Source organism: Chitinophaga hostae (assembly GCF_018224885.1).
In the GTDB taxonomy this organism is placed as follows: domain Bacteria; phylum Bacteroidota; class Bacteroidia; order Chitinophagales; family Chitinophagaceae; genus Chitinophaga; species Chitinophaga hostae.
Genome location: NZ_JAGTXB010000018.1, coordinates 108569 through 134192 on the forward strand (window position 1 = coordinate 108569; position 25624 = coordinate 134192).

16 protein-coding genes are annotated in these 25624 nt (G+C 48.0%); 3 read left to right on the forward strand and 13 right to left on the reverse strand.

Annotated features, from left to right (window positions below; genetic code table 11):
- Positions 1-9: 9 nt before the first annotated feature.
- The 8 genes from KE626_RS26700 to KE626_RS26735 form a co-directional block, all read right to left on the reverse strand.
- Positions 10-1095, reverse strand: a complete 1086-nt coding sequence (locus KE626_RS26700; RefSeq protein WP_211976082.1) for a TlpA disulfide reductase family protein — start codon at positions 1093-1095, stop codon at positions 10-12.
- Positions 1096-1115: 20 nt separating this feature from the next.
- The gene (locus tag KE626_RS26705; RefSeq protein WP_211976083.1) at positions 1116-2537 is read right to left on the reverse strand and encodes a RagB/SusD family nutrient uptake outer membrane protein; all 1422 of its coding nucleotides are present in this window, start codon (positions 2535-2537) and stop codon (positions 1116-1118) included.
- 17 nt (positions 2538-2554) lie between these two features.
- Positions 2555-5989, reverse strand: coding sequence for a TonB-dependent receptor (locus KE626_RS26710; protein ID WP_249207703.1), 3435 nt, complete (start codon positions 5987-5989; stop codon positions 2555-2557).
- Between the two features lie 402 nt (positions 5990-6391).
- A complete protein-coding gene (locus KE626_RS26715) occupies positions 6392-7537 on the reverse strand; it encodes a FecR family protein (protein WP_211976084.1) in 1146 nt (381 codons plus the stop codon).
- 99 nt (positions 7538-7636) lie between these two features.
- The gene (locus tag KE626_RS26720; RefSeq protein WP_211976085.1) at positions 7637-8188 is read right to left on the reverse strand and encodes a sigma-70 family RNA polymerase sigma factor; all 552 of its coding nucleotides are present in this window, start codon (positions 8186-8188) and stop codon (positions 7637-7639) included.
- Positions 8189-8386: 198 nt separating this feature from the next.
- Positions 8387-11617 (reverse strand): S41 family peptidase, encoded by a 3231-nt coding sequence (locus tag KE626_RS26725; RefSeq protein WP_211976086.1) that lies wholly within the window; start codon positions 11615-11617, stop codon positions 8387-8389.
- Between the two features lie 174 nt (positions 11618-11791).
- Positions 11792-12943, reverse strand: coding sequence for a DUF5005 domain-containing protein (locus KE626_RS26730; protein ID WP_211976087.1), 1152 nt, complete (start codon positions 12941-12943; stop codon positions 11792-11794).
- 67 nt (positions 12944-13010) lie between these two features.
- Positions 13011-13616 (reverse strand): sterol desaturase family protein, encoded by a 606-nt coding sequence (locus KE626_RS26735; protein WP_211976088.1) that lies wholly within the window; start codon positions 13614-13616, stop codon positions 13011-13013.
- Positions 13617-13783: 167 nt separating this feature from the next.
- Here KE626_RS26735 and KE626_RS26740 point away from each other — a divergent pair, with 167 nt between their 5' ends.
- Positions 13784-14683, forward strand: coding sequence for a helix-turn-helix domain-containing protein (locus tag KE626_RS26740; protein ID WP_211976089.1), 900 nt, complete (start codon positions 13784-13786; stop codon positions 14681-14683).
- Between the two features lie 67 nt (positions 14684-14750).
- Positions 14751-15536, forward strand: coding sequence for an SDR family NAD(P)-dependent oxidoreductase (locus KE626_RS26745; RefSeq protein ID WP_211976090.1), 786 nt, complete (start codon positions 14751-14753; stop codon positions 15534-15536).
- On the opposite strand, the gene KE626_RS26750 is transcribed toward KE626_RS26745, so the two are convergent.
- The 3 genes from KE626_RS26750 to KE626_RS26760 form a co-directional block, all read right to left on the reverse strand.
- Positions 15510-16313 carry a helix-turn-helix domain-containing protein gene (locus KE626_RS26750; RefSeq protein WP_211976091.1) on the reverse strand — a complete coding sequence of 268 codons (804 nt, stop codon included), beginning with the start codon at positions 16311-16313 and terminating at the stop codon, positions 15510-15512. The genes KE626_RS26745 and KE626_RS26750 overlap by 27 nt on opposite strands.
- A 25-nt stretch (positions 16314-16338) precedes the next feature.
- On the reverse strand, positions 16339-17226 hold the full coding sequence (locus KE626_RS26755) for an oxidoreductase (protein ID WP_211976092.1): 888 nt from the start codon (positions 17224-17226) through the stop codon (positions 16339-16341).
- Between the two features lie 719 nt (positions 17227-17945).
- Positions 17946-18491, reverse strand: coding sequence for an ORF6N domain-containing protein (locus KE626_RS26760; RefSeq protein WP_211976093.1), 546 nt, complete (start codon positions 18489-18491; stop codon positions 17946-17948).
- 872 nt (positions 18492-19363) lie between these two features.
- Here KE626_RS26760 and KE626_RS26765 point away from each other — a divergent pair.
- Entirely contained in the window at positions 19364-22465 is a 3102-nt protein-coding gene (locus KE626_RS26765; RefSeq protein WP_211976094.1) for a non-ribosomal peptide synthetase family protein, read from the forward strand.
- Positions 22466-22574: 109 nt separating this feature from the next.
- On the opposite strand, the gene KE626_RS26770 is transcribed toward KE626_RS26765, so the two are convergent.
- Positions 22575-22931 (reverse strand): hypothetical protein, encoded by a 357-nt coding sequence (locus KE626_RS26770; protein WP_211976095.1) that lies wholly within the window; start codon positions 22929-22931, stop codon positions 22575-22577.
- A gap of 91 nt (positions 22932-23022) precedes the next feature.
- On the reverse strand, positions 23023-25440 hold the full coding sequence (locus tag KE626_RS26775; RefSeq protein ID WP_211976096.1) for an ABC transporter permease: 2418 nt from the start codon (positions 25438-25440) through the stop codon (positions 23023-23025).
- Positions 25441-25624 lie beyond the last annotated feature (184 nt).

Here is a 25624-nt window from a genome sequence, read left to right on the forward strand (position 1 = left end):
TTGGGTTTTCTATTTTAATATTTCAGCGAGTTGGGTATGCAGTTTGGCGCCTCTTAATTCCTTTGCGATGATGATGCCTTGCGGGTCTATCAGGAACGAAAAGGGTATGGCCTGTATGCCGTATTGCTGTGCTACCTCATTCCGGAAGCCCTTCAGGTCGGATACCTGCATCCAGGGCATACCATCCTGTTGAATGGCTTCTTTCCATTTATCGGCCTTATCGTCGAGTGATACCCCTACTACTGTGAAATTTTTGTCTTTGAATTTGTTGTAAGCCTTCAGCACATTGGGGTTTTCAGCGCGACAGGGACCGCACCAGCTGGCCCAGAAATCCAGCAGTACATATTTGCCTTTGAAGTCGGATAAACGCACCGGCTTACCATCTACATCTCCCTGGGTAAAGTCTATCATCGGCTGGCCGATGGCGCTTTTTTTCAGGATAGCCAGGCGGGCAGCCAGTCTTTTACCGGTGGCGGTTTCCTGTGCAGCGGGTGTTAGTAAACGATAAACGCTGTCTACTTCCGCGTATTCATCCATAACAGCCATATCCGCTACCATGCTTACGCTGACCGGGCTTTCCGGATGTGCGGCGATGTATGCTTTGGCACGTCCTCTCCTTTGTAAACGCAATGCTTCCAGGCTTTCTTCCAGTGCGGCTTTTGCGGTATCGTTATCTTTTACTTCCTCAAACCGCGGATACAGGGCTTCTTCCTGTTTGGTAATATCCGCGATGGAGTTTTCATAAGCCTTCCGGGCATCCTGTGTGGCAGAACCGGTGATCACCAGCTGATCGGTGGAATCGATGTTCCCGTTGATCCGGACAGCAGTATTTTCCATAAACAGCTCAATGTACCGGGTGCTGGTACCGATATATATTTTTTGCGGCTCGCTGATATTACCTGTCCAGGTAAACTTTCCATCCGTTACCGGTACCGTATCCGTTTTTGCAGAATCGGCTACAGGAATGGAAATAAATACTACGGAATCTTTCAGTCCCCTGAGTTCCGCGGTGATACTGGCAGAAGGCGCCTTGGGCTGATTACAGGCCGCTGCCAGCAGTGCGGCGGCCAACATGGTTTTTGTGTGGATCTTCATACAATGTATTTAGGTGTTTATTATTGCTGATAACCTGGGTTCTGCTTACCGATGGCTGGGTTGTTCACGAATTCGTCGTGCGGAATAGGCAGAATATATTTGACTTTATCGTTTGCGGTTGGCCTCAGTTCCTGGATGAGGACAGCAGGAAGCCTTAACAGCGACATCCATTCCTGTCCGTCCTCTCCCACCAGGTTGCGGGAAATTTCCAGGTACAGTTGTTTCAACATTTCATTTGTGGTGGTGGCATTGTCTATTGCAGAAAAATCTGTAACACCGGCATGACCCATAACATTTTTCAGGATAACACGGGCATCGGCAAGACTGCCACCTGCACGTACAATTGCTTCGGCCTTCAACAGGTATACTTCTGTTAAACGGAAAGCATAGGCTGTTTCAGAAACGGTGGTGGCGTTTGTTCCTTCTTTTATATATTTCAGGAAAAAGTAGGTGCCTGGCTCATTGTCGTTGGCACTGCCTATTATCCACGACAGGCGGGGATCATCTTTCAGCAGCTCTTTCAGGTTTGTTTTGGCTACATACAGCGAAGAAGCGCCTGGCCAGTATTGGCTGCTGACATTATAATAGTAGCTTTCCTGATTTTGCTGCGGGCGGATGCCGAGGATCACTTCCGGGCTATTGAGCCCCTTTGTATAAAAGATGTCTTTTGTTTGCGGTTCTAATGTGTATTTGCTGTGCAGGATGATGCTGTCTGCCAGTGCAATCACCACGGGATAATCTTCCGGCCGGGCATGACTCATCAATACGCGCATTTTCAGCGCCATGGCAGCCCAGCGGGTAGCATTATAGTTGGGCTTATCAGCGGGGGCATTAGCAATAGCCTCGTTTGCATCAGCAAGGATAGCAGCATAGCTTTCCTTTACGTTGCTGCGTGCTTTGGGGATATTTCCTACGGAAATGAATTCGTCGCGTAATAAAACGCCATAAGGAGAATTCAGGTCGAACCACTGACCGAAATAGCTCAACAGCTTAAAGTTTCCATAGGCCCGCAGAAACTTTGCTTCTGCAAGGAGCTGTTTTTTACGGTCGCCGGTAAACGCTTTATCTTCCAGCTGGCTCACGCCCTTGATTACGCCGTTGGCGGCGTTGATCAGCTTATAGGAAGAAGTCCAGTAAATGCTGCCGAACCAGGAATTGGCATATTGATTTTCTTCTGCCGGATCGGCACCGTAACCGTAGCCAAGATAACCGGCAAACATAGCTGGTTGAACTTCATGCTCCTGCCAATCCGTTACATTATTGGCAGCATCCACATTGGCAAAGCGATAGTAAACGCCGTTGAGCGCAATTTCAGATGTGCGTTGATCCAGGATAGTATTTCCGTCAACTTTTGCGTTCTCAGGTAGTTTTGCCAGCTCCTTTCTGCAGGAAACGCCGGCAACTAATGCTACTCCGAGAATTGTATATATGATCCTTTTCATAATGCTTTTTTATTGGTTTAAAATCCGAAACGAATACCCAGGTTAAACTGCTTAACAGTAGGAAATGTACTCACGTCGCTGTTGCCGTTAATGAGGCTGTAAGGATTGTTGCTTACCTCCGGATCCGGCCCCGGATATTTTGTAATGGTAAACAGGTTGGTGGCAGACGCATACACGGAAGCATCGCGAATATGTAATTTTGCAGCCGTTTTCACGGGCAGCTGATAAGTAAGCGTAATGGATTTTAATTTTATGTAAGAGGCATCGTAGATATCGTTGCTGGAAGTATAAGCCGTGCTGTTTTGCCCGAGGATGAGCCGGGGCCTGGTGGCATTGGGGTTCTCCGGTGTCCATCGGTCAAGTATCCTGGTACTTTTATTCATATACCCGGAGATATATTTGTTTTGTACATCTGCCAGGTAAAGCACTTCCCCTCCATAAGAAAAAGTAAGCAGGGTGATCAGGCTAAAATTTTTATAGGTAAACGTATTGGTAAATCCTCCATAGAACTTAGGCTGGGCACGTCCTATTACCTCGTTGGCAAAAAAGCCCGTGCTATCCAATTTATACATAGGGTCGCCGATACCGAGGTAGGGGGCAAAATATCGTGCGTAAGTAAACGCATTCTTGTACGTATCCAGTTGTTTCTGATCTTTTATAATTCCTTCATACTGGTGGCCGTAAAAGAGCCCTAAAGGTTCTCCTTTCCGTACAATACTGTTGCCCAGTGAAAACGCGTTGACATCATTGGGGTCGGTGAAATCGCTGTTCACATCTTCCACGATAGCGCGGTTACCGGAAATATTTACTGCGCCACTCCAGCTGAATTGTTTATGTTTAATGAAATCCATGCGCAGGTCTATTTCCAGGCCTTTATTGCTGATGGTGGCAATATTGGAGATCACGCTGCCATAGGAGGAACTGGGCGCCAGAATGGTGGATAGCAACAAACCGGAGGTATGTTTTTCATAATAACCGATCACACCGCGCAGCCGGGAGCCGAACAGTTCAAAATCAAGACCGAGATCTTTTTGTAAAGTAGATTCCCATTTGATTTGATCGTTGCCCAGTTGCGTGGGTATCAGCGCATTGGTACCGCCGTACGATCCAGGTGTATAGAGTGTATAATACAGGTAGTCACCAAAATTCTGGGTACCGGTATAACCAGCGCTGGCCCTTAGTTTCAGCTCATTTACCCACTTAGCTTTCTTCATGAATGGCTCTTCCGAAATACGCCAGGCCACGCCACCGGAAGGAAAATATCCTACCCTGTTGGCAGCAGGAAATTTAGAGGACGCGTCGGAGCGGCCGGTAAAAGTAAACAGGTATTTTTCTTTCAGTGCATAGTTGGCACGTACATAAAAACTCAACAGGGAATTCTGGCCAGAAACTCCCGTGGAGGGGAGCGTCACCGCAGCGGAAGATAAATTATTCAGGTATTTATCATCCGGAAAACCCTGCCCGCTGGCGGAGAAGGAATTAAAACGGTATTTCTGCCAGGAAGTACCGCCTACCACGTTTACCCGGTTATTTTCATTAAACTGTTTATCCCAGGTCAATGTGTTTTCAAAAAAGAGGTTTACATCTTCTGTTTGGGCCTGGCTGGCGGTTCCTCCATTGGAACTTCCCACGCCGTTCGGCGAGGCAATCACCGCGGTGCTGGGTACATAATTCAGCTGGTGGTAGCTGTTATAATTTACGGAAACGGTAGACCTGAATTTCAGATCCTTCAATATGTCATAATCGCCGGACAAAGAGCCGATGAGAGAAGATGTTTTGCCTTCATTGATCCCCTCCAGCAATACCATCGGACTTTGATAGCCCTGGTAATCATAACCGCCTATCTGTGAGCCCAGGAACTGGTAAGCGGTGCCATCTGCATTATATGCCGGCAAGGTAGGTGGCGCAAATAAGGCAGCGGGATAGATACCATTGGTGATATTATTTTTAGTGAAGCCATAATCCAGGTTGGTGATGATGCGCAGGCGCTGTGTAATTTCGTTATCCAGGCTGATTTTTCCGGCGATGCGGGAAAAATCAGTACCTTTTAAAACGCCTGTTTGTTTCGTATAGGCGAGGGAGGTATAGTAACGGGAACCTGATCCTCCGCCGCGCACGGAGATATCTGCATTATGCGACATCGCATTACGCAATACAAGCCCCAGCCAGTCGGTATTAGCGGTGCCGAGGAAGCCAGGTTTGGTGAGGATATTAGTGGCCTGGGCTGAGGGCGTCAGGCCGGCAGCGGCACGCGCGTCGTTCAGGTTTTGCGCCGCTTCTTTCATCACGTTTAGATATTGATCGGCATTCAGCAGCTTTTCTTTGATCGGCGAACTGATACCCGCATAATAATTAGCCTCCAGGATGGGTTTCTGATTCAGCTTCCCTTTTTTGGTGGTAATGATGATCACGCCGTTGGCGGCTTTGGAACCGTATATAGCAGTAGCAGAAGCATCTTTCAGGATATCTATGGTTTCAATATCGCTGATGTTAAGTCCGGCGAGGCTGTTCAATCCCCGGCCAAAAGAGCCGCCCACAGCCACATCAGGGTTGTCGCTGCCAAAGCGTTCTACAGGGTTTACGGCTTCCGCCTGGTTTTGAACATACCTGTTTTGGATAGTCACCTGCACGCCATCGATAATGTACAACGGATCATTACCTCCCAGCAGCGAGGTACCTCCTCGGATACGGATCTTGGCTACGCCGCCCGGAGAGCCATCAGCCTGGGTTACCTGTACACCCGCTGCTTTACCGGAAAGCGCCTGGTCGATACTGGCAAAGGGAACATTTTTTACTTCCTCTACGTTTACGGACGCGACAGAGCCGGTCAGGTCTTTTCTTTTAGTACTGCCATACCCTACCACCACATACTGGTTAAGGTCATCCACTTTTGACTTCAGTTCAATTTCCAGGTATTGTTTGTCGCCCTGGTTGACGGTTTGCGATTCAAAGCCTACGCAGGACACCACCAATACCGCACGGGGCCCTACTCCACGCAACGTAAAAAACCCTGCCTGGTCGGTAATAGCTGCCACTTCGCTGCCTTTTACCCGAATGGTGACACCGGGCACCGGGCTGCCTTTACTATCTGTAATTTTCCCACGGATATTTTCCGGGGGCGATAATTCGTCATTGCCGTTACGCTCCGGTTGTGGCGCGGGCTTGCGGGAAATAACGATGGTATTGCCTTCAATATCGAAGCTCAAAGGCTTATCCTGCAACAATTTGGCCAGGGCCACTTTCAGCGGGATATCGCGGATCTCGGCCGATACCGGGCTTACATCCGACAGGTCCTTGCTACGATAAAAAAAGACGTACCCCGTTTGTTGTTTGATTACGCTAAAGACCTGCTGCAGCGGCATCTGTTTGCAGGAAACCGTCACCGTTTGTGATTTTGCGCCGGCACAAACGTGTAAAGCCAGCACCGTTAATAAAACTGCGGTCATTTTCATTACTCGCCAGATTTTGGTTACATAATTGATCCCTGGTTGGGAGGATCTGCTATCGTCATGTGAACTAATCATCAACATGGAAATACCATGCCTGTTGCACGCAACATTAATTTTCATACCTTAGATTGGTTTTTGGTTGACAAATGTTTCTCATCCGCCTTTGCAGGCAGTGAAAAGCTTTCCTAAAAACAGGGTTAACCATTGATCAAAAACCTGGTGCGGACGCCAATCTTGACACCAGGTTTTTTTATGGATGAACATAAGATCTCCGCGTCCGGTGGACCTCATTACTTCATAACATGATTTACTGGATAGCTATCTGCGCGGGCTTTGGTGGGGCCCTGCAACATTGGTTATTTTGCTGACGTTGGTGGTGTCAGCTATGGTTGGTTGTTGGTTTACTTACGGATAAATGATAATTCTTCTTCCCTCCTCCACTTTAAAATTTATTCTTGCGCGTGACAATACTTTCAACAGTTGCTCCTGTGTAAGTCCTCTTCCTATTTCCCCGGTGAATGTTTCTGCCGGTATATTTCCACTGTATTTCACTTCTATGTTATACCATCTTGATAGCTGCCGCATCACTGTTGGGATATCGGCTTCTTCAAAAGAAAAATAGCCGTTCTTCCAGGCGATGGCGTTGCTGCCATCTACCCTGTCGATCCCGAGAATCTCGTCTCCGGCAGGTGTTACCCTGGATTGCTGCCCCGGGAGCAGGTGTTTTATACCGTTTTCGGTTCGTATCAATACCGCGCCTTTCAGCAGGGTAGTTTTGATGCTGCTTTCATCAGCATAGGCATTGATGTTAAAATGTGTGCCCAACACCATTACATCCATCTCGTTAACCTTTACCGTAAACGGCTGTTCTGCTTCGCCGGCTACTTCAAAATAAGCTTCACCGGTGATACTCACTTTTCTTTCCTTTCCTGAAAACGCCGTAGGGTAGCTGATCGATGAATTAGCATTGAGCCATACGTTGGTGCCGTCCGGCAGCGTGATGTTAAATTGTCCGCCACGGGGGGTTCTCAACACATTATAACTCACTGCGTCGCCCTTTCCCGGTCCGCGCTTATACACGATTTGTCCGTGCGATGTTTTCTCTACTTTACTGTTACCCTGTACTGTTACGATACCGGTACCTGCGCTGTCCAGGTTTACCACGGTACCATCTGCCAGCGTAAGGGTGGCTTTATCTCCCCCGGGCATAATAGGCGCCGGTAGCTGTGCCATTTGCGGCTTGCGGTTCGATTGCACCAGGTAAATGCCCGTTCCTGCCGTTACCAGGATGAATGCTGCTGCCGCCACTTTCCAATAGCTGCGGCGCATAGGCACCACTTTCGGTATTGCTGCTGCCGGCATAGTAGCAGCCTTTATACGCTCGCGCATACGCTTATCCAGGGCAGCTTCCGTATCATCTGCGGCTATATAAGCCGTGAGCGCCTTCTCATCGTAGGCATTGTACCATTGGAGCAAACGATGCTTTTCCTCTTCACTGGCCGCTCCGGCAAGGTATTTTTTTGACAGTAAGGCCAGTTCATTTATTTCCATCCGTGATATTAGTTTACAGGGTGCTATATAGTATATGTCGGCAAATAGGGATGCTACCCTACCTCCGGTAAAAGAAAATCTTTGAAAGGGGATGCTTTATTAAAAAAGGGCGTGAAAATAGTTCCTGAACTGCAGGCGGAGTCGCTGCAGGGCTTTGGTAATATGTTTTTCCACAGCTTTTTCAGAGATATGGAGTTTCCTGGCTATTTCTTTGTTTGACATGCCCATATTACGACTGTAGTCGAAAACGATCCGGCATTTTTCGGGTAATTGTTTCAGCTGTTCCTGCATGGATTGCTGCAGAAAATGGAGCTGGGCGGTATCATCTGTTACGGCCTGCACAGCTTCCGGCAGGGCCTCCACGGCGGTTACCGGGATGATCCTGGACAGTTGGGTAAAAACGGCATAGCGGCTGGCGGTGGCCAGGTAAGCGGGTAAGGACCTGATAATGGATTGATGGCGGCGCAGCCAGAGGCCGGTGAGTACATCCTGTACCACATCCTCTGCCAGCTCGCGGGAACGCAGGCGGTCGTAGGCCAGTACATACAGGCGTTTCCAATACCTGTTGTAGATCTCTGTAAAGGCATTGTGATCGTCGTTGCTCATCATCTGAACCAGCGCCTCATCGGCAAAATTGGCGTAATCAGTCATCGCTTATTCTTATGGGACCTTAATTCATTTACTACCGGTAACAGTAACAGGATGATATTTAAGAATGGTTGATTCAAAAGATTACATTAGCGTAATTATCTCAAAGCTAAGGTTTCGCGGATAGACTAACAATAGTTGGCGCAATAAAAAAGTCCCTCTCTGACAATTCAGAGAGGGACTTTTCCAGACGAATAATATTTATTTTATCTCTGCCAGCATCTCTTTCACAGCGGCTTCCAGCTGGGTGTCCTTTCCGGCCAGGAAATCTTCGTAGCGCAATGGCACGCGGATATCCGGTTCTACCTGTAGGTTTTCTGTAGGACGACCTTCTTTGCCGATGGTAGCGATCATGGGGATACCGAATACCATGGTTGGATCAATCTGGGTTTCCCACCATACGGCGGTACCGGTACCTGGTACGGGCATACCGATCAGTTTACCGAGGTTGCCCTGTTTATAGATATAGGGGAAGATGAATGCATCGCTGTAGTTTCCTTCGCTCATCAGTACGCAGCTGGGCGCCTGCCACTGGCCGGAGGGTTCTCCTCCTTTCAGCATTTCGCCCTGCGGCGCAAATTTCAGGTAGTTTTTACCGCTGAGGAAATTATACAGATCGTCGTGCAGCCATCCCCCGCCGTTGAAGCGGGTGTCCACGATCAGGGCCTTTTTGTCGCGGTTGCGGCCCATTACTTCGTCGTATACAGAGCGGAAGCTGGCGTCGTTCATACCTTGCACATGCACATACCCTACTTTACCGTTACTGAGTTTATCTACCATTTCGCGGGTGTTGTTTACCCAGCGTTTGTACATCAGGGCGGTTTCTTCGCCACCGCTGACCGGTTTCACGGTTTCTTCCCAGCGTACTTTGGTATCCGGGTTGTAGATGCTTACCAGTACGTTGCTACCGGCTTTGCGGTTTAACATGGATGCCCAGTCGCTTTTAACCGTAATATTTTCACCGTCGATCTTTTCGATGATATTACCTTTTTTGAGTTTGCTGGCGGCCTTATCAAAAGGACCACCGGCGATAATATCAGCTACTTTGAGACCGTCTGCCGTGGAGCTTTCATCATACAGTAATCCCAGCGATGCGGTATTGTCGCCGTTTACCGGCTGTGGTGAGAAGCGACCACCGGTATGAGAACCGTTCAGTTCTCCCAGCAATTCGCTCAGCAGTTCTTCAAAGTCGTAGTTGTTGCTGATGTATGGAAGAAAGCGGGCGTAATTATCGCCATACATTTTCCAGTCGATGTTGCGGAGGGTTGGATCATAGAATTTCTCTTTCACCTGTTTCCATGCGTGCCAGAAAATATACTTACGTTCTTCGTCCTGGTTAAGCGACAGTTCCGTGCTGATAGACACAGGGGTTATTTTGCCGCTGCCTGCATCTACTTTTACCACGCTGCCACGGTTGCTTACAAAAATGGTATTGCCATCTTTGCTGAGGGCGATGCTGCCGGGCGTGCCGCCCAGTTTAGCCAGGATCTTGGTTTCCCCGGTTCTTGGTTCAGTCATCCACAGATCATATCCTTTTTCGAAAGAGGCCATGTAGTACAGTTTGCTGGCATCTTTGCTGAGCACATAATCGCTGATGCTGGCGCTGTTGATAGTGAGTTTTACCTTCCTGTTTTCCAGGTTATTGAAATCCGGCTGGAAGGCTTTTTTGCTGTCGGTGGAATCCTTTGTTTTCAGGGCAGAATCTTTCGCTGCTTTACCACCGGCTGCTTCTTTTTCTTTCAGCAGGTTAAATTCATCTTTCGACAGTTTATATTTATCAAATGCTTCCTGGTCAAAGAATACGGCGAAGATATCTACTTCGCGGCTGCCTTGCCGGGCGAGGGATTTACGTCCTTCGCGGCTGCTGGCCCAGGTGAGCATTTTGCCATTGTCGGCCCATTTGCTGTTGTTTTCACCGAAGCCGCTGTTGACAGGGTCTACAGGCGTTCCTTTTCCATCTGCCGGGATGAGGGTGGCGTTGGTCATGAAGAAGTAGCCGTGCGAGTCGTCGGTTACAATCCACTTCCCATCGGGGCTCCATTCAAAGCTCCAGTCGCCGTCGGAATAGGAATGGTTCCTGCCTGCGGGCAGCAGGGTGCGGCTTTTCCCGGAAGCGATGTTAAATACTTTCAGCACATTACGGTTTTCCACGAAGGCAATTTCTTTACCATCCGGAGAAAACAGCGGCTGGAACTCCTCTGCTGCGGTAGCTATTACCGGTTCTTCTTTCAATAGGGTAGCCGCAAAAAAGTAGGGTTCTTCTTTACGTACTTTGGTGGTCTGGTAAATATCCCAGTTACCATTGCGTTCTGCCGCATAAACCAACTTTTTACCATCGGGCGACCACTGCACCATTCTCTCCTGTTGCGGCGTGTTGGTGATGCGCTTGGTAATATTGCCTTCCACGCTGGTAACGAATACTTCGCCCCGGGCCACAAAAGCCATTTCCTTACCATCGGGGCTCATAGCGAATTCGGTGGTATTACCATTTACGGGCACATTTTTCACAGTACCTGCTCGGCCATCGTTGAAGATGCTCACTTCCAGCTTACGGGGTTGTTCCCCTTCCTTCAGCGTATATATTTCACCGTTATAGGTAAAGCACAGGGTGTTGTTATCTGCCTTAGACAAATTACGCACCGGATGCTTTGAAAAGCTGGTCAACTGTTGCATGCTGGCTTGATCTGTCAGCGATCCTTTAAACAGGTTCTGGGAGATGCCTCCTTTTTCACTGAGGTAGTAGATATCATTACCATTGCCAAACACCGGCTCCCTGTCTTCCCCGGCATATTCAGACACTTTTTCGTAGCTGCCTTTGGCAATATCCATTACCCAGATATCTCTTGTAACGGAAGATACATGGTGTTTACGCATTGGATCTTCGTAGCCCTTTCTATCCTGGAAAATAATTTTGTTCCCGGCCTTATTATAGTGGGCTACATCAGCACCGGCAGCGCTGAGTAATACAGCGCGGCCACCGGTAACCGGTACGGTATACATATTTCGGAACAGGCGGTAGGGAAACCGTACGCTTTCTGCAGGTGCGTTCCTGGCGCTTCCGAAGAGCACCTGTTTGTTATCTGTTGTAAAATCGTAGGGAAAATCGCCGGCGCTGTTGCTGGTAAGCCGTACCGGCGTACCGCCGGAAGCCGGCATTACAAACACGTCGAAGTTGCCATAGCGATCGCTCGCAAAAGCGATGTATTTGCCATCATGGCTCCATACCGGCAGCATATCATGCGCTTCGTGGATGGTGAGTGGCACGGCCACCCCTCCTTTTACATCCACCCGGTAAATATCTCCTTTATAGCCGAAGGCAACGGTGTTACCGTCCGGCGAAATAGCGGGATTTCTCAGCCACAGGGCGTTTTCCTGGGCATAGGAGGCGGCTGCCAGTAATATGGCTGCACACCCGAAAAGTAGTTTCTTCATAAGCCGATTAGATCTGTTGTTATAAAGCAGCGACAGCATGCTGATGCAGCAAAATATAAAAAGGAACACTTTTTTTCAAGCAGGATAATGATAAGTGGCAGGAAGCTGTTAACAAAGGCATCCCCTGCCTCCTCCACTGCCGCAGACCAGGCATCGTTTACCCGTTCGGGTGGCCTATTCCGGGAAAGTTAACCTGATAAAACGTGGCCGATACAGGTTAGGATGTTGTGGCAGCACGTTAAAAAAATCGAATGAATTGACATTGTAACTGATCAGCAACTCCCCCGGCTTTGATAACCGTGGGTGGGCCTTGGCATTGTACACAAAGAAATGTTTATCTTCCTTTACTTCCGGGCATTCCCATATTTTTATCACCGGCCCGAAAGGGCCTGCTGGCGTGGCTCCTAAGCGAAGCCCCACAGCGCTGCCCATACCATCTACCTGGAATACCAGCGCATAGCGCCCGTCTTTCAGCGGCGTAAGACTTAATTCATTGGAGGCCTGTGCGGTAACCGGCGCCGCCTGGCGTATATCGGCATTCCATTGGTGACCATCCCAAAATCTCCATCTCCCGAAATGCTCTACCTCTGCAGGCAATACCCTTGCTACCAGTACTTTTTTCTGCATGCCTCTTACACCATATACATACACATAACCATCCGGATGGGGTGCGCCTGCCGCTTTTGTATTTAAAAAGATGCCGGCGCCGAAGGAGCTGTAGGCATCGCTGCTATCGGCCGGCAGAAACAGCGGCGTATCGAGTTGCCGCTGCGCCTTAAATGGCGGCCTGCTGTTGGCAGGAAGCACAATCAGCACATTGCCTACTTCCGCAAATCCAAAGTCCTGCTGACTGATATTCCGTATGCGATACGCGAAAATATAGGTATTATTCTTTAGTGCAGTGTTTACAAAACCGTCGCCCAGCCAATAATAATCGCCCTTTGCGGCTGCCGGGGTATGCGGTTCAAATAAGGTTGCGGGGTTTCCCTTGCTATCGGTGTTCCAGTAAAACTGTATATTTTTTTCCAGCGGCTCCTTCCCTTTGAGGATCGCCACAGAATTGTGGATCATGGAAAAACCGGGTTGCAGTTTACCATCCTGGATTTCGCCCGCCATAGTATCACTGAACAGGATCAGGGTACTGTCGTTGTGCTGTTTATTCACGGGAATGCTGAAAATACCATCTCCCCCAAACCAGCCCGAGCTGCGGGTAAATAAATCATTCCATTCGGTGGCAGCCGTTACTTTATAGTCCAGGTGTTGCAGGTCCGGCAGCGAGTCGCGCTGATGGGTAAGCCCGCAAAGCAATAGCAGCAATGTTTTCATAGCACTTCTAAAATAGTGCTTTTTTATTTTTCTTCGGGAGATAAATAACGCAGTATGCTGCCATGTATCAGAACATGGTACCGAACACGCGGTCCCAGAGGGTGGAGCTCACGCCAAAACCCAGTTCTTCATTTTTGTAGTGGTGCAAATGGTGGTTACGCCAGAGCGGTTTTAACCACTTAAATGGCGGCGCCCAGGCGTGGATGGCGTAGTGCATGCTTCCATACATCAAATAGCCGGAAATAAAGCCGGGAAAAAACACAAATGCGTTTTCGCCCATTAGCAGGTAAAAGACCGCAAAAAGGAAGGAAGAGATAATCACGCTCGGCACGGGCGGCATAAACAGGCGTTGTTTATCGCGCGGATATTCGTGATGGTTGCCGTGCATGGTATAAGTAATTTTCCGGGCCATAGGGTGTGTGCTTACCCAATGGAACACAAACCGGTGGGCCAGGTATTCGAAGAGGGTCCAGCTGAATACAGCGCCCAGGTATACAAAAAGAACCCTGAAGTACGAATACTGCAGGGTTGTTTTGCTATAGTACAGCATATAGCCGATCACCGGCAGGTACATGCCAAAAATAACGATGGGATGCGTTTTTGTTAACAGTTCCAGGTACCTGTTACTAAAAATCTGTGCCTGCCCTTTATTATGGACTTTTTCAAACTTCATATGCCGGTATTTGATGCGTCGTTTGCAAAAATGCGGCAGGCAGCGGTTTTTACCGCCTATTTCCCTACGAACTGTGGTAATATGGTGCTGAGTTGCAGAAAAAAGGTGCTTACCTGTGTTGCTTTTCTACCAGGGAGCGTTAAGTTTGAATTTCATAACTTCGCCGGATGAAAGCGAAAGAGACCGTACACGAGTTTTTCGAATTGCATGGCAGGGAATATCCTTCGGGGCAGTTTAATGTAAACCGCCTGGAGGAGTTTGGGTGCAGCGCTACTAACCTGCCGTCGAACCGAAGGGATTTCTACAAAATATCGCTGATTACAAAAGGAGGCGGTACCCTGTCGTATTCCGATAAGTCCATCCATCTGGGCGACATGTCACTTTCATTTATGAACCCCATGATCCCTTATTCCTGGGAGCCCGCTACGGATCAGCAAACCGGCTATTTCTGCCTGTTCCGGGAGGACTTTATAGACGCCAATTTAAAAAATGGTGGTCTGGCGCAGTCTCCCCTCTTCAAGGCCGGCGGCAATCATATTTTCTTCCCCGATGCACCAACAGGAAGTTTCCTGCAAGGTATCTTTGAAAACATGCTGCGTGAAATGCAGTCTGGCTACGCCCATAAGCATGACCTGCTGCGCAGCTACTTACAGATCATCATGCACGAAGCGCTTAAAATGCAGGCGCCGGACACCTACTACCAGGCGGGCAATGCATCGCAACGGATCAGTGAGTTGTTCTTCGACCTGTTGGAAAGACAGTTCCCTATTGATCCGCCACAGGTGATCCGTTTTAAAAATGCCAATGAATTTGCAGAACAGCTGTCTGTTCACACCAACCACCTGAACCGGGCATTGAAAGAAACTACCGGCAAAACGACCACCGAATGGATTGCCGAAAAAATTACCCGGGAAGCCAAAGCGCTGATCCTGCACAGCAACTGCGATATTGCGGAAATCGGGTATTGTCTTGGTTTTGAGCATGCCTCCAATTTCAACATCTTCTTCAAAAAACAAACAAACCAAACACCTAATCAATTCCGGAAGACGGTTGTTTCCATTTCATAACTACCTGTTTGATTTGCATAATTCCAGGGAGATAATGCCCGTTATCTTTGTGTCATAAATAAAAACTATGGCACAAGAGATATTAAAAGACAAGGTAGCCCTCATCACCGGCGGTACCACGGGCATAGGTCTGGCAACAGCAGCCGCATTTTTGAAAAACGGCGCTAAAGTAGTGATCGCCGGACGCCGGGAAAAGGAAGGACAAGCCGCACTCACCCAGCTGCAACAACTCAGCCCCGACGTACATTTTGTAGCCGCCGATGTATCTGACAGCAAAGCAGTACAGCAACTCATAACGGAAACGGTACAACGTTTCGGTAAACTGGATATCGCCTTTAACAATGCAGGCATCGAAGGACATTTTGCGCCGATAGACGAAACGCCGGAAGAAGAATTTGACAGCGTGATCGGTATTAACCTCAAAGGTGTTTGGTTATCGGCCAAATATGAAATAGCGCAGTTTAAGAAACAGGGCACCGGCGGCGCCATCGTTAACACCTCTTCCTGGCTCGCCAGGGGCGCGGCCGCAGGATCTGCGGTATACTCCGCCAGCAAAGCCGGTTTGGATGGCATGATCCGTGCGTTAGCCATAGAAGCGGCGCCCGCCGGCATCCGTATCAACAACATACAACCCGGTTATATTCATACACCGATGTTTGATCGTTTTTTCCCGGCCGAAAATGCGGAAGAACTACAGGCGCCGTTTAAAAAGCATGCTCCTATTGGCCGCTTTGCAAAACCGGAAGAGGTAGCAGAACTGGTACTATGGCTGAGCAGCCCGATGGCTTCCTTTGTAACCGGCGAAAGTATCCTGGTAGATGGTGGTTTAGCGATTGGGGGACAAAGGGGATAATGCCGACGGGGCCACGCCAAACGCTTTTTTAAAGGCAAAGGAGAAGTGAGAAAGATCTTCGAAACCTACCTCCAGGTATACGTCGGAGGTCTTTCTCCCTTTCTCCTTTATCTGGTAATAAGCTTCCTGCAGCCGCTTTTGCAGCAACCAGCGGCTCGGGGAAGAATGAAATATTTTCTCGAAATCACGTTTGAAAGTAGCGAGGCTGCGCCCGGTCAGATAAGCAAAGCGTTTCATTTCTACATTGAAATGGAAATTCTGCTGCATAAAGGCTTCCAGGTCCAGTTTACCCGGTGCGCTAAAATCGAACAGCACATTTTTCAATTCCGGGTTTGCTTTCAGCAAAATGAGGATCGCTTCTTTTAATTTCAGTGTCATTAAGTCTTCGTTGCCTGTTTCACTTAATTGCTCATACGGCTGCAACGACTGCATATAGCTTTTATACAGCGGGTTGGGTTTTAATTCAATGACCACATCTGTGTCCACCGGCTTATCCGCTGTATACCCATATTCCATGCTAAAGCTGCGGAGCGTTTCTTCATCGAGGTATACTGAGATGGTTTTAAACTCGCCATTTTCAGGCGGCTGCTTAAAAAATTTAAGCAGCTGGTTCCTGCGGATAAACCTGAATTCACCCTCATGGCTTGTAAAAGTATTTTTGCCATCATTGAAAGTGAGCGCCCCCGATATCTGGTAGCTGAGCACGTGCACCGGTACAAACTGTTCCCCCTCGCGGGAGCGGTTTACGTAGCAGGAATATACTATTTGCTTCGACATATGACTACAATATAATTCTTTTATCTCAGCTGGCTTTAATGCCCATAATAGCCTTCCCTTCTTCCGTATCGAGGAAATTTATTCCATCCGCATGATCTGTGGAAACGCTTACCGGCAGCCATTTTTCAAATTCCGCCTTGCGTGCTTCATCGGCATGTTTTAAAATACCCGCCGCCTCGCTGCCCAATACCAGATGTACCGGTGGCGCAGGATGTGCTGCCAGTTCAATCATTACCTTAGCTGCTTTACCAGGATCGCCTACCGGCACATAATTTCCTGAGCGGAGGAATTGAGTAGCCCAGCCCACCGTTGTTTCATATCCTTCCACTTCCGGCGCAAAGCTCATAGAAGCACCACCCCAGTCGGTCCGGAACCCACCCGGCTCCACAGCAGTAACAAATATGCCCAGCGGCGCCACTTCTTTCGCCACCACTTCCGTAAAACCGCTCAAGCCAAATTTAGCCGCCTGGTACATAGATAATCCAACATTACCTACCCGGCCACCTATAGAGCTGATCTGCAAAATACGTCCGGAGCGCTGTTTGCGCATATAAGGCAATACCGCACGGGTAATAGCAATAGGCGCATAGAGGTTTGTTTCCAGCTGACTACGCACCTGTTCTTCCGTATATCCCTCTGCGGCCCCGGTAATACCGAAACCGGCATTGTTTACCAGCACATCTATACGGCCAAAATACGCTACCGCATCCTTTACCGCCTGCTCTATCTGTGCGTTATCAGTAACATCCAATTGTATGGGGAGGATCTGATTGCCATAAGTTGCCTTCAGGTCGTTTAACTGTTCGGGGTTTCTGGCGGTTGCCGCTACGCGATCACCATTTGCCAGTACTGCTGTGGTAAGGCTGCGTCCAAGTCCGCGGGAGCTGCCGGTGATAAACCAAATCTTTGTCATTTCTCTTTGTTTTTGTTTAGACAAAGGTCGGGAGGAATGGGTTGCGGAGGTTTGTTGGAGAGCTCAAAGATGGTTTGTTGGGTGGCTCATATAAAGAAATACACCAAAAATAGAAGGATAGCTAAAGAGAGAATATAACCTGTCCACATGTTCCGTGTTTCATGACTTGAAATTTCGTCTGTTAATTTCCCTCTACCTCCTTTCAAAAGCCAGAAAAAAATAGCTCCTAGCCAAATGGAGGTAAGCCGGGTTGCAAAAGGTTCTTTCGCCATGTAAATATATAAATAACGACTTTTCAGCAGACTTAAATATCCCGATACCCGACAACAAAGCCTTCAAAGAACCGGGGGCTTTCCAGATCTTCGTCACAGCGCCCGGTATTCAGATAGTAAAATTGATTTACCTGGTATACAATTGCTTATATTTTATCTCCATCTTTCCTAAAAAAATCTATTCGCGGGGATTAAACCTCAGTATCAAATCCAATTCCCACTTCATGAGCGGATTAACAATGGATAGTCAACCAACGGATAATATGGAGCCTCCTCCGCAACCCGGCATTCAATTCAGGTAGACTTCAAGATAAAACTATTAATTAATGTCTTCCGTTTTTTATTAATAAGAGCCTTTGTTGCATAAATGTTTCTTTCTGGAACTGCCCGTTCATACAATTTCATCTCGGTATTGATCTATTATCTCGCCAGAACCTTCACTGCTACCTATTCTTGCGCCCCATCGTGCCGCGCAAACCCAATCCTTACCCGCGGCTCCTGTGGTGAACTCAGCAACTGTTTCAGATATTCAAAAACAAGCTCTATCTGCTCATCATGACCGGATACACGCTTTTCCATCTGTTCCAGCTTTAGTAATATATCCTTATGCGTTAGTATCATTTCCCGCATCCGGGTAAAGATGCGGACAATCTGGATATTAACTGCAATAGCCCGATCACTGTTCAATACGCTAGCCAGCATTACTGCGCCATGTTCCGTGAAGGCATACGGCAGATTAGGCGAGAACTTCAGGCTTTTAAGGTGGTCGCATTTTGCGACTACCTCTTCTTTTTCCTCCCCTGTCAACTGGAACATAAAGTCCTCCGGAAAGCGTTTCAGATTACGTTTTACCTGCTCATTCAATCGCTTTGTTGGAACGCTGTACAGCTCGGCCAGATCTTTATCGATCATTACCCTTTTGCGCCTGATCAGCAGTATTTTGCTCATAATAGATTCATCTGGTAACATTACCTCCTTGTCTGTTTTACTCATTACTAGTAACTTTTATGTTTAAAATAGATTTACCTACTACGGATTACAGCCTCTTGTAAACCTTCCGGCGATTACTCGTTCCGGTAAAAGTTGTTTTCCCATTTCATTGCAGGTAATCCATTAATGCATACACATAAAAGCTCTCTAAGGTCATATTCCTAGCTACAGTCTTCGTTTGGCACGTACCATGATCTTACTTTCCCGTGGCTGTAAATCAGATATTTTTAAGGCAGCTACTTTCTCCACAGGCAAGCCCACCGGCAGACTTATTACCACCCGATTGCGCCTCCTGTATAAAATATTCATTTCCTGCGGTGGCAGCATTTTTCAGGATTCATGAGTGATATCTTTAAGGTCCTGCATATCACTGTAGCCCACATCTTCCTGCTCCGGATTATTCTCCTTACTGCCCATTGCCGCCGGTAATTAATTACCCGGATAACTGTTTCAATGGTAGCAGTGCTGTAACGCGACGCCTGCGGGTGTATCACACACATATCCACTCTCTAAGATAATATTCATCAAAAAAAACAATTTTCCACCGTAATAATATTTCAATTAAAAAAACTATCTTGGTTGTCAGTCGAACATGAATACCTGATATCCGCTATTTTTTTTACCGCGTTATAAATCCAATACACTTTTCTTATTCTCATTTTTTTGAAAACCATACATCCTTTAAAACCTTTTTTCTAATCTTTTAAACCATACTATTTCCATTAGCCGGCATGTGAAAACCTTTTGTTCATCTGATAAAATTTGTCCCCCACCAAATAGCTAAACCTTTTTTGCTGATCTTTCAAACCATATTATCCTCCGAACTATCTTTTATTGAAGCCTTTTTTTAAATCCTCAATTTAAACCATCATTCTATGGACGCGATCCAACACGATGCCTGCGGGCAACAGGACAATGTTGCTGCCACTGACGGCGAACATCTAACCGAACTACTGAAACACACTTCCTGCGGAGATCACAACTCCCGCGAAACGTTGGTCTCCCTGTTCAGGAACCAGGCAGACAGCACCCCGGATAATAGGGCGGTATCCTTCAAAGGCCATTCCCTCACCTACCGGGAGCTGGATGAAAAGAGCAACCAGCTGGCACATTACCTGCTGGCACAAGGGATTACCACGGGCAGTTATGTACCGGTATACCTGGAACGCTCTGTCGAATGGGTCATCGCGGTGCTGGGCATCCTGAAAACAGGTGCTGCTTACATCCCGACGGATGCCATCTATCCTGGCAAAAGAATTGCCTTTATCCTGGATGAAGTGGAGGCAAAAGTGATCATCACACAGCTCTCGCTTGGCTCCCGGCTTTTCCAGCTGCATCACGCCGCAGTGGTTTACCTGGATAACCTCTCCGTTCTCCAGGACCAACCCACTGAGGCCCCTGACCGGATGCCGGCGCCAACAGACCTTGCTTACATCATCTACACTTCAGGTTCAACCGGTCAGCCCAAGGGCGTAATGATTACGCACCAGTCTATCCAACACCTGGTCACCTGGCACAACCAGCAATATGCCGTTAACAGCAGCAGCCGGTTGTCGCTCGTAGCAGGGCTCGCATTCGATATCTCCGTTTGGGAATGTTGGTCAGCACTCCTATCGGGAGGCGCCCTCATCATTGCTGATAATGAGGAAAGAACCCATGCTCCGCTGCTGATCGATTTTTACCGGAAAAACCAACTCACACACGCTTTCGCTCCTCCCGTACTGCTCACCGAACTAATAGGCCTCAGCCGCCAGGAACCGACAACAGTACTTCAGTACCTGTTTTCCGCCGGCGAACAAATGAAACCCGTATTGACCGACGGATTATCCTACCAGCTGATTGACTACTACGGACCTACAGAATACACCACATATGCCACCTATCGGCATGTGACAGATGTAGATGGACAATATGTTCCTTCCATCGGCAAGCCTATTGCCAACACCCAGGCTTTTATACTCGACAGCAACCAGCAACTGCTGGCGCCCGGTGCTGTAGGAGAACTCTGCATCAGCGGCAACGGTATTGCGCAGGGTTACTTCAAAAATGCGGCACTCACTGATAGCAAGTTTGTGCCACATCCTTTCCTTCCCGGCCGCAAATTGTATCGCACCGGGGATCTGGCCCGCCACCTGCCCGACAATAGCATACAGTTCCTGGGAAGGATCGATAACCAGGTAAAAATCCGTGGCTTCCGGGTAGAGCCGGGTGAAATAGAGGCTGCCCTGCTACAGGCGCCGCACGTGAAAAGTGCCGCGCTCATTGCTGTAGACAACAACCGTCAGCAAAAACAACTCATCGCCTTTATTGTACAGGATCATCCTAACGAACAACAAGGCATTGCGCTCGCCCGGCAACTACTTAAACAAGATCTCCCGGGTTATATGGTGCCAAGCAGCTTTATCACCGTTCACGAGCTGCCGGTAAACGCCAACGGTAAAGTTGATAAAAATGCACTGGCCAGCATTTTTATGCAGACAACCAGCTACCACCAGGAATCTGCTGATCCACTCAGTGAAACAGAAAGTACCATCGCAGAAATATGGTCTGATATCCTTGACAGGCCATATATCCATCACAATGACAACTTCTTCGATATAGGCGGTGATTCCCTGCTGGTAGCCATAGTGGCCACAAAGCTCAGGGAACGGTTCCAGGTAAAAACATATCTGCGCGATCTGTATCAATATCCCGAACTGCGGACATTGGCCGCTATGATCGACAACCGTATTAAAACCGGCGAAACCGGCATCCCTGAAGAAGATGTGGAACCTTATGTGTCGTTGCAACAGGATGCCTACCTGTTACCTGGCATACAATATCAACGAACGTTTGATACCAACATACTGCTGCAACAGTCTGAAGTGCTGCTTACCGGCGCTACCGGATTTGTTGGCATCCACCTGCTACAGGAACTGTTGCACAACACCTCCGCGATCGTGTATTGTCTCGTAAGAGCCCGGGATGAACATCATGCGCTCGACAAAATCAACCAGGCATTTGCCGCCTACCATATTCCGATACAGGAAAATACACACCGCCGTATAGTTCCGATAGTAGGAGACTTTTCACAGCCCTTCCTTGGTATTGCCGAACAAACCTACCTGGAACTGGCGGCCAAAGTAGAAGTGATCTATCACTCCGGCAGCTCAGTTAATTTTATTGAGCCGTATTCTTACATGAAGAAACCTAATGTCGACGGTCTTCGGGAGATCATTCGTTTTGCCGCCACCGGCAAAATCAAGTGCCTCTCACTCCTGTCCACTATCTCCGTATATAGCTGGGGACATGTATTCACACACAAAACTATCATGAAGGAAACAGACGACATCGCTCAAAATTTACTCGCTGTTTCCAAGGACATTGGCTATGTAAGAAGCAAATGGGTGATGGAAGCAACAGCTGACCTGGCAGCTGCTGCCGGCATACCCGTTATCACTCTCCGCCTGGGATACGCCATGTGCCATAGCCTATCCGGAGCCAGCGCACCCTATCAGTGGTGGGCCAGCCTGGTGAAAAACTGTATACAGTATTCCTCCTATCCCGCTCTCCGCGAACTACGGGAAGGCCTCATTACAGTAGACTATATGGTGAAAGCCATCGTTCACATCACCAAAAAACAGGACGCTATCGGGCAAAAATTCAACCTGATCTGTTCCCCGGATACCAATATTACCCTCGAACAGTTCTTCGAACGGCTAAAACAACTCTATGGTTTCAAACTAAACCCTGTCCCGTACAAAGACTGGCGCAAGCAATGGGAAGACGACAGTTCCAATCGCCTCTACCCGCTCACCAGTCTGTTCAGAGACAATATGCATGAAGGTCTTTCAACCGTAGAACTTTACCAGGATACCTATGTATGGCATCGCGATAACGTGGACAAATTCATGCAGGATTCCGGCGTACCGGAACCGGTATTTGATAAAGCTATGCTGGACAAATATCTTCAGTACCTGGAGATACCTACTGCTTAACACACAAAAAACATGTTACTGCAATAAAAAAGTGCCCCAAAAGCCAGAGACTTTTAGGGCACTTTTTTTATTACAGCATCGTTAAATTCAGCTGAACGATTCATTGCGTCTACCTCAACTCCCTCACCGTAATCTGCTCCTCTTGTCCCATCATCCACGAATCCCCTTTCACGGTCACCCTATCCCCTTCCTTCACTGTCCTATATTGTGTAGGATCCTTTAAATTAGCGTGGCTCACAGTAGCTGCATATTCCTTTCCGTCATCCGATACAATTTTAGCGGTATATCCATCTTTACCACTCACTATCGCCTTCACTTTGCCCGTTACTTCTTTAACCGGTTTTTCGTTCTCAACCGGTTGTACATCTTTCACTACAGCAGTGGTATCTCCGGCTGCCTGTTTGGCCGGTGTAGAATCGCAGGCGGTCAATAACAACAGCGCGCCACAGAAGAAAATTGGTTTCATAGCAAAACATTTATATCCAACGAAAGTAAACAAAAAAAATCCCTTCATCGCTGAAGGGATTCTACAAACTTAATAAACCTACCCACGCCGGCTATTCAGATTTCAGTGACCTCACCGGGTTCATCATCGCAGCTTTTAACGCCAGGAAACCTACCGTTAATAAAGCAATCATGACCGCCGTCAGTCCCGCTAATCCGAATATCCACCAATGAATATCCACCCGGTAAGCAAAGCCATTCAGCCAGCGATGCATCGACCACCACCCCAGCGGGGTGGCAATCAGTATCGCTATCAGTACCAGCTTGATGAAATCACCGGACAACAGGGTGATGATATTAGAAACAGAGGCACCGAGTACTTTACGGATACCAATTTCTTTGAGTCGCTTTTCGGTGGAATAAGTGGCCAGCCCAAATAAGCCAAGACAGGCAATAAATATCGTCAGACTCCCAAATGCGGCAAATATCTGTCCGAACCGCACATCCTGCTGATATTGCGCGTTAAATGCCTGATCGAGGAAACTATAGCGGAAAGGCCGTTGAGGCTCCAGCGTGGCCCAGGTGCGTTCCAGCTCCGCTATTATTTTGGATAAACGATCTGCTTTGATACGCAGCGATATCCTGCCCAACGCCTCGTACGGCGCCATCCTGAGTGCCAGTGGTTCTACTTTTTTATGCAGCGACTGATAATTAAAATCTTTTACTACGCCCACAATGGTACCTTTACGCCCCCACTGTTCAAAATTCTTCCCGATGATTTCTTCAGGATTAGCATAGCCATATAAACGCGCCGCCGCTTCATTTATAATAAGTGAGTGTGTGGTATCTGCAAGGAAATCGCGGGAATAGGCGCGACCTGCCACCATTTTCATTTCATAGGCGGAGAAGAAATCGTAGTCCACTTCATACAACGCCGGGTCGTAAGACTGCATACCGCCGCTTTTGGTCGCAATTTGGGTTGAGCCGTTCGGAAAGAATTCTCCCGGCACCGCCCTGGAAGCGGTAACTGCCAACACGGCAGGATTGGCTGCCAGCGCAGTTTTCACCGCATCAATATTCTTGTTGACGGCTTCATCACCGCCATAATCTATCACCAGCATCTGATCCTGCCGGAAACCAAGATTCCGGGTACGAAGATGATCCAGCTGGGAAAAGACAATAGCCGTGCAGGCTATCAATGCAATAGACAAAGTGAATTGAAACACCACCAGGCCTTTTCTTAATTGTATTCCTCTGCCGGAAGATTCAAATTTACCTTTTAACACCAATGCCGGTTTAAAACGGGCCAATACCCAGGCAGGGTAAATACCTGCAGGGAGGCCTACTAAAAACGGCGCCAGCAACAATACAGTGGCCATCTTCCAGTTAAACAGATCTCCATAGGGTAACTGTTTACCCGAAATTTCACGCACCATTGGCAAAAGCAACAGTATCAACGCCAACGCCAACACCGTAGCCAAAGCAGCTATCAGCACAGCTTCTGTAAGGTATTGCAAAACGAGTCCCTGCTGATACGCACCTACCGCTTTCCGCACACCAATTTCTTTCGCCCTTTCCATAGAGCGGGCTGTAGTCAGGTTGATAAAATTGATCCCGGCAATAAACAGGATAAAAACTGCCACCAGCGAAAATATGTAAACGTTCGACAAACTACCGGTGGTGCCAGGCTGACGCCCCGCCTCCGAACGGAGATAAGCATCTCTTAACGGCTCAAATGCAATGGTATAGGTATTAGCATTTGCCTTTGGATTATAACGCTTCAAAAAATCCGGCACCTTAGCCTGCATCGCCGCGATATTAGTATGCTCCGGCACCAGGAAATAAGTGTAGAAATCAACATAGCCCCACCAGTCAAAAATTTCCGGGCGGAAACGCCGGAATGTACTCATCGATATCAACGCGGAAAATGTAAAATGAGAATTGGCCGGAACATCTTCCATCACACCGGATACCATCAGCGATAAATCGGATTCTGCTTTAAATACCTGCCCTATGGGGTTGGTATCACCAAAATATTTTTCTGCCATACTCCTGGTCAGTACAATAGTGTTAGGCGCCTTCAAAGCGGTTTCCCGGTTGCCGTACAACATTCTCCAGCTGAAAATATCAAACGTAGCCGAATCAGCAAACAGTATATTGCCTTCCTGGAAGCGCTTGTCGCCATACTGCATCAGCAAGGTGACCGGGCTGGTAAACTGGGTTAGCTGTTTAATCTCCGGAAAATCGGCGCTCAACGCCGGACCAACGGGTGCACAGCCCCATACCTGGTATTCCCGGGGCCCGGGAGGCGGCGCGTCTTTCTGCCCGGTAGGGCTGCGAAAAGCCTGCAATACACGATATATTTCGTTGTAGTGCTGATGATAGCGATCGTACGATAACTCATCTTTTACATACATCACAATAAGAATACAACAGGCAATGCCCACCGTTAGCCCAATGATATTGATAAAAGAGTAGATTTTACTCCTGGAAAGGCTGCGCCAGGCAATCTTCAGATAATTACGGATCATAAATAATAAGGTTACGGCGATACGATGCAAAAAGATACGCATCCGGGAAGCCAAAAAAAATGCCATTTAAACCGGTACAGTACCATGGCCCGTCCACGGGATAAGCAGCAGTAAAAAATGTTCAAATACGGACACTCCGGGAACAGAAATGAACATCCCCGGCTCAATTTTGTTTACCCTTTAA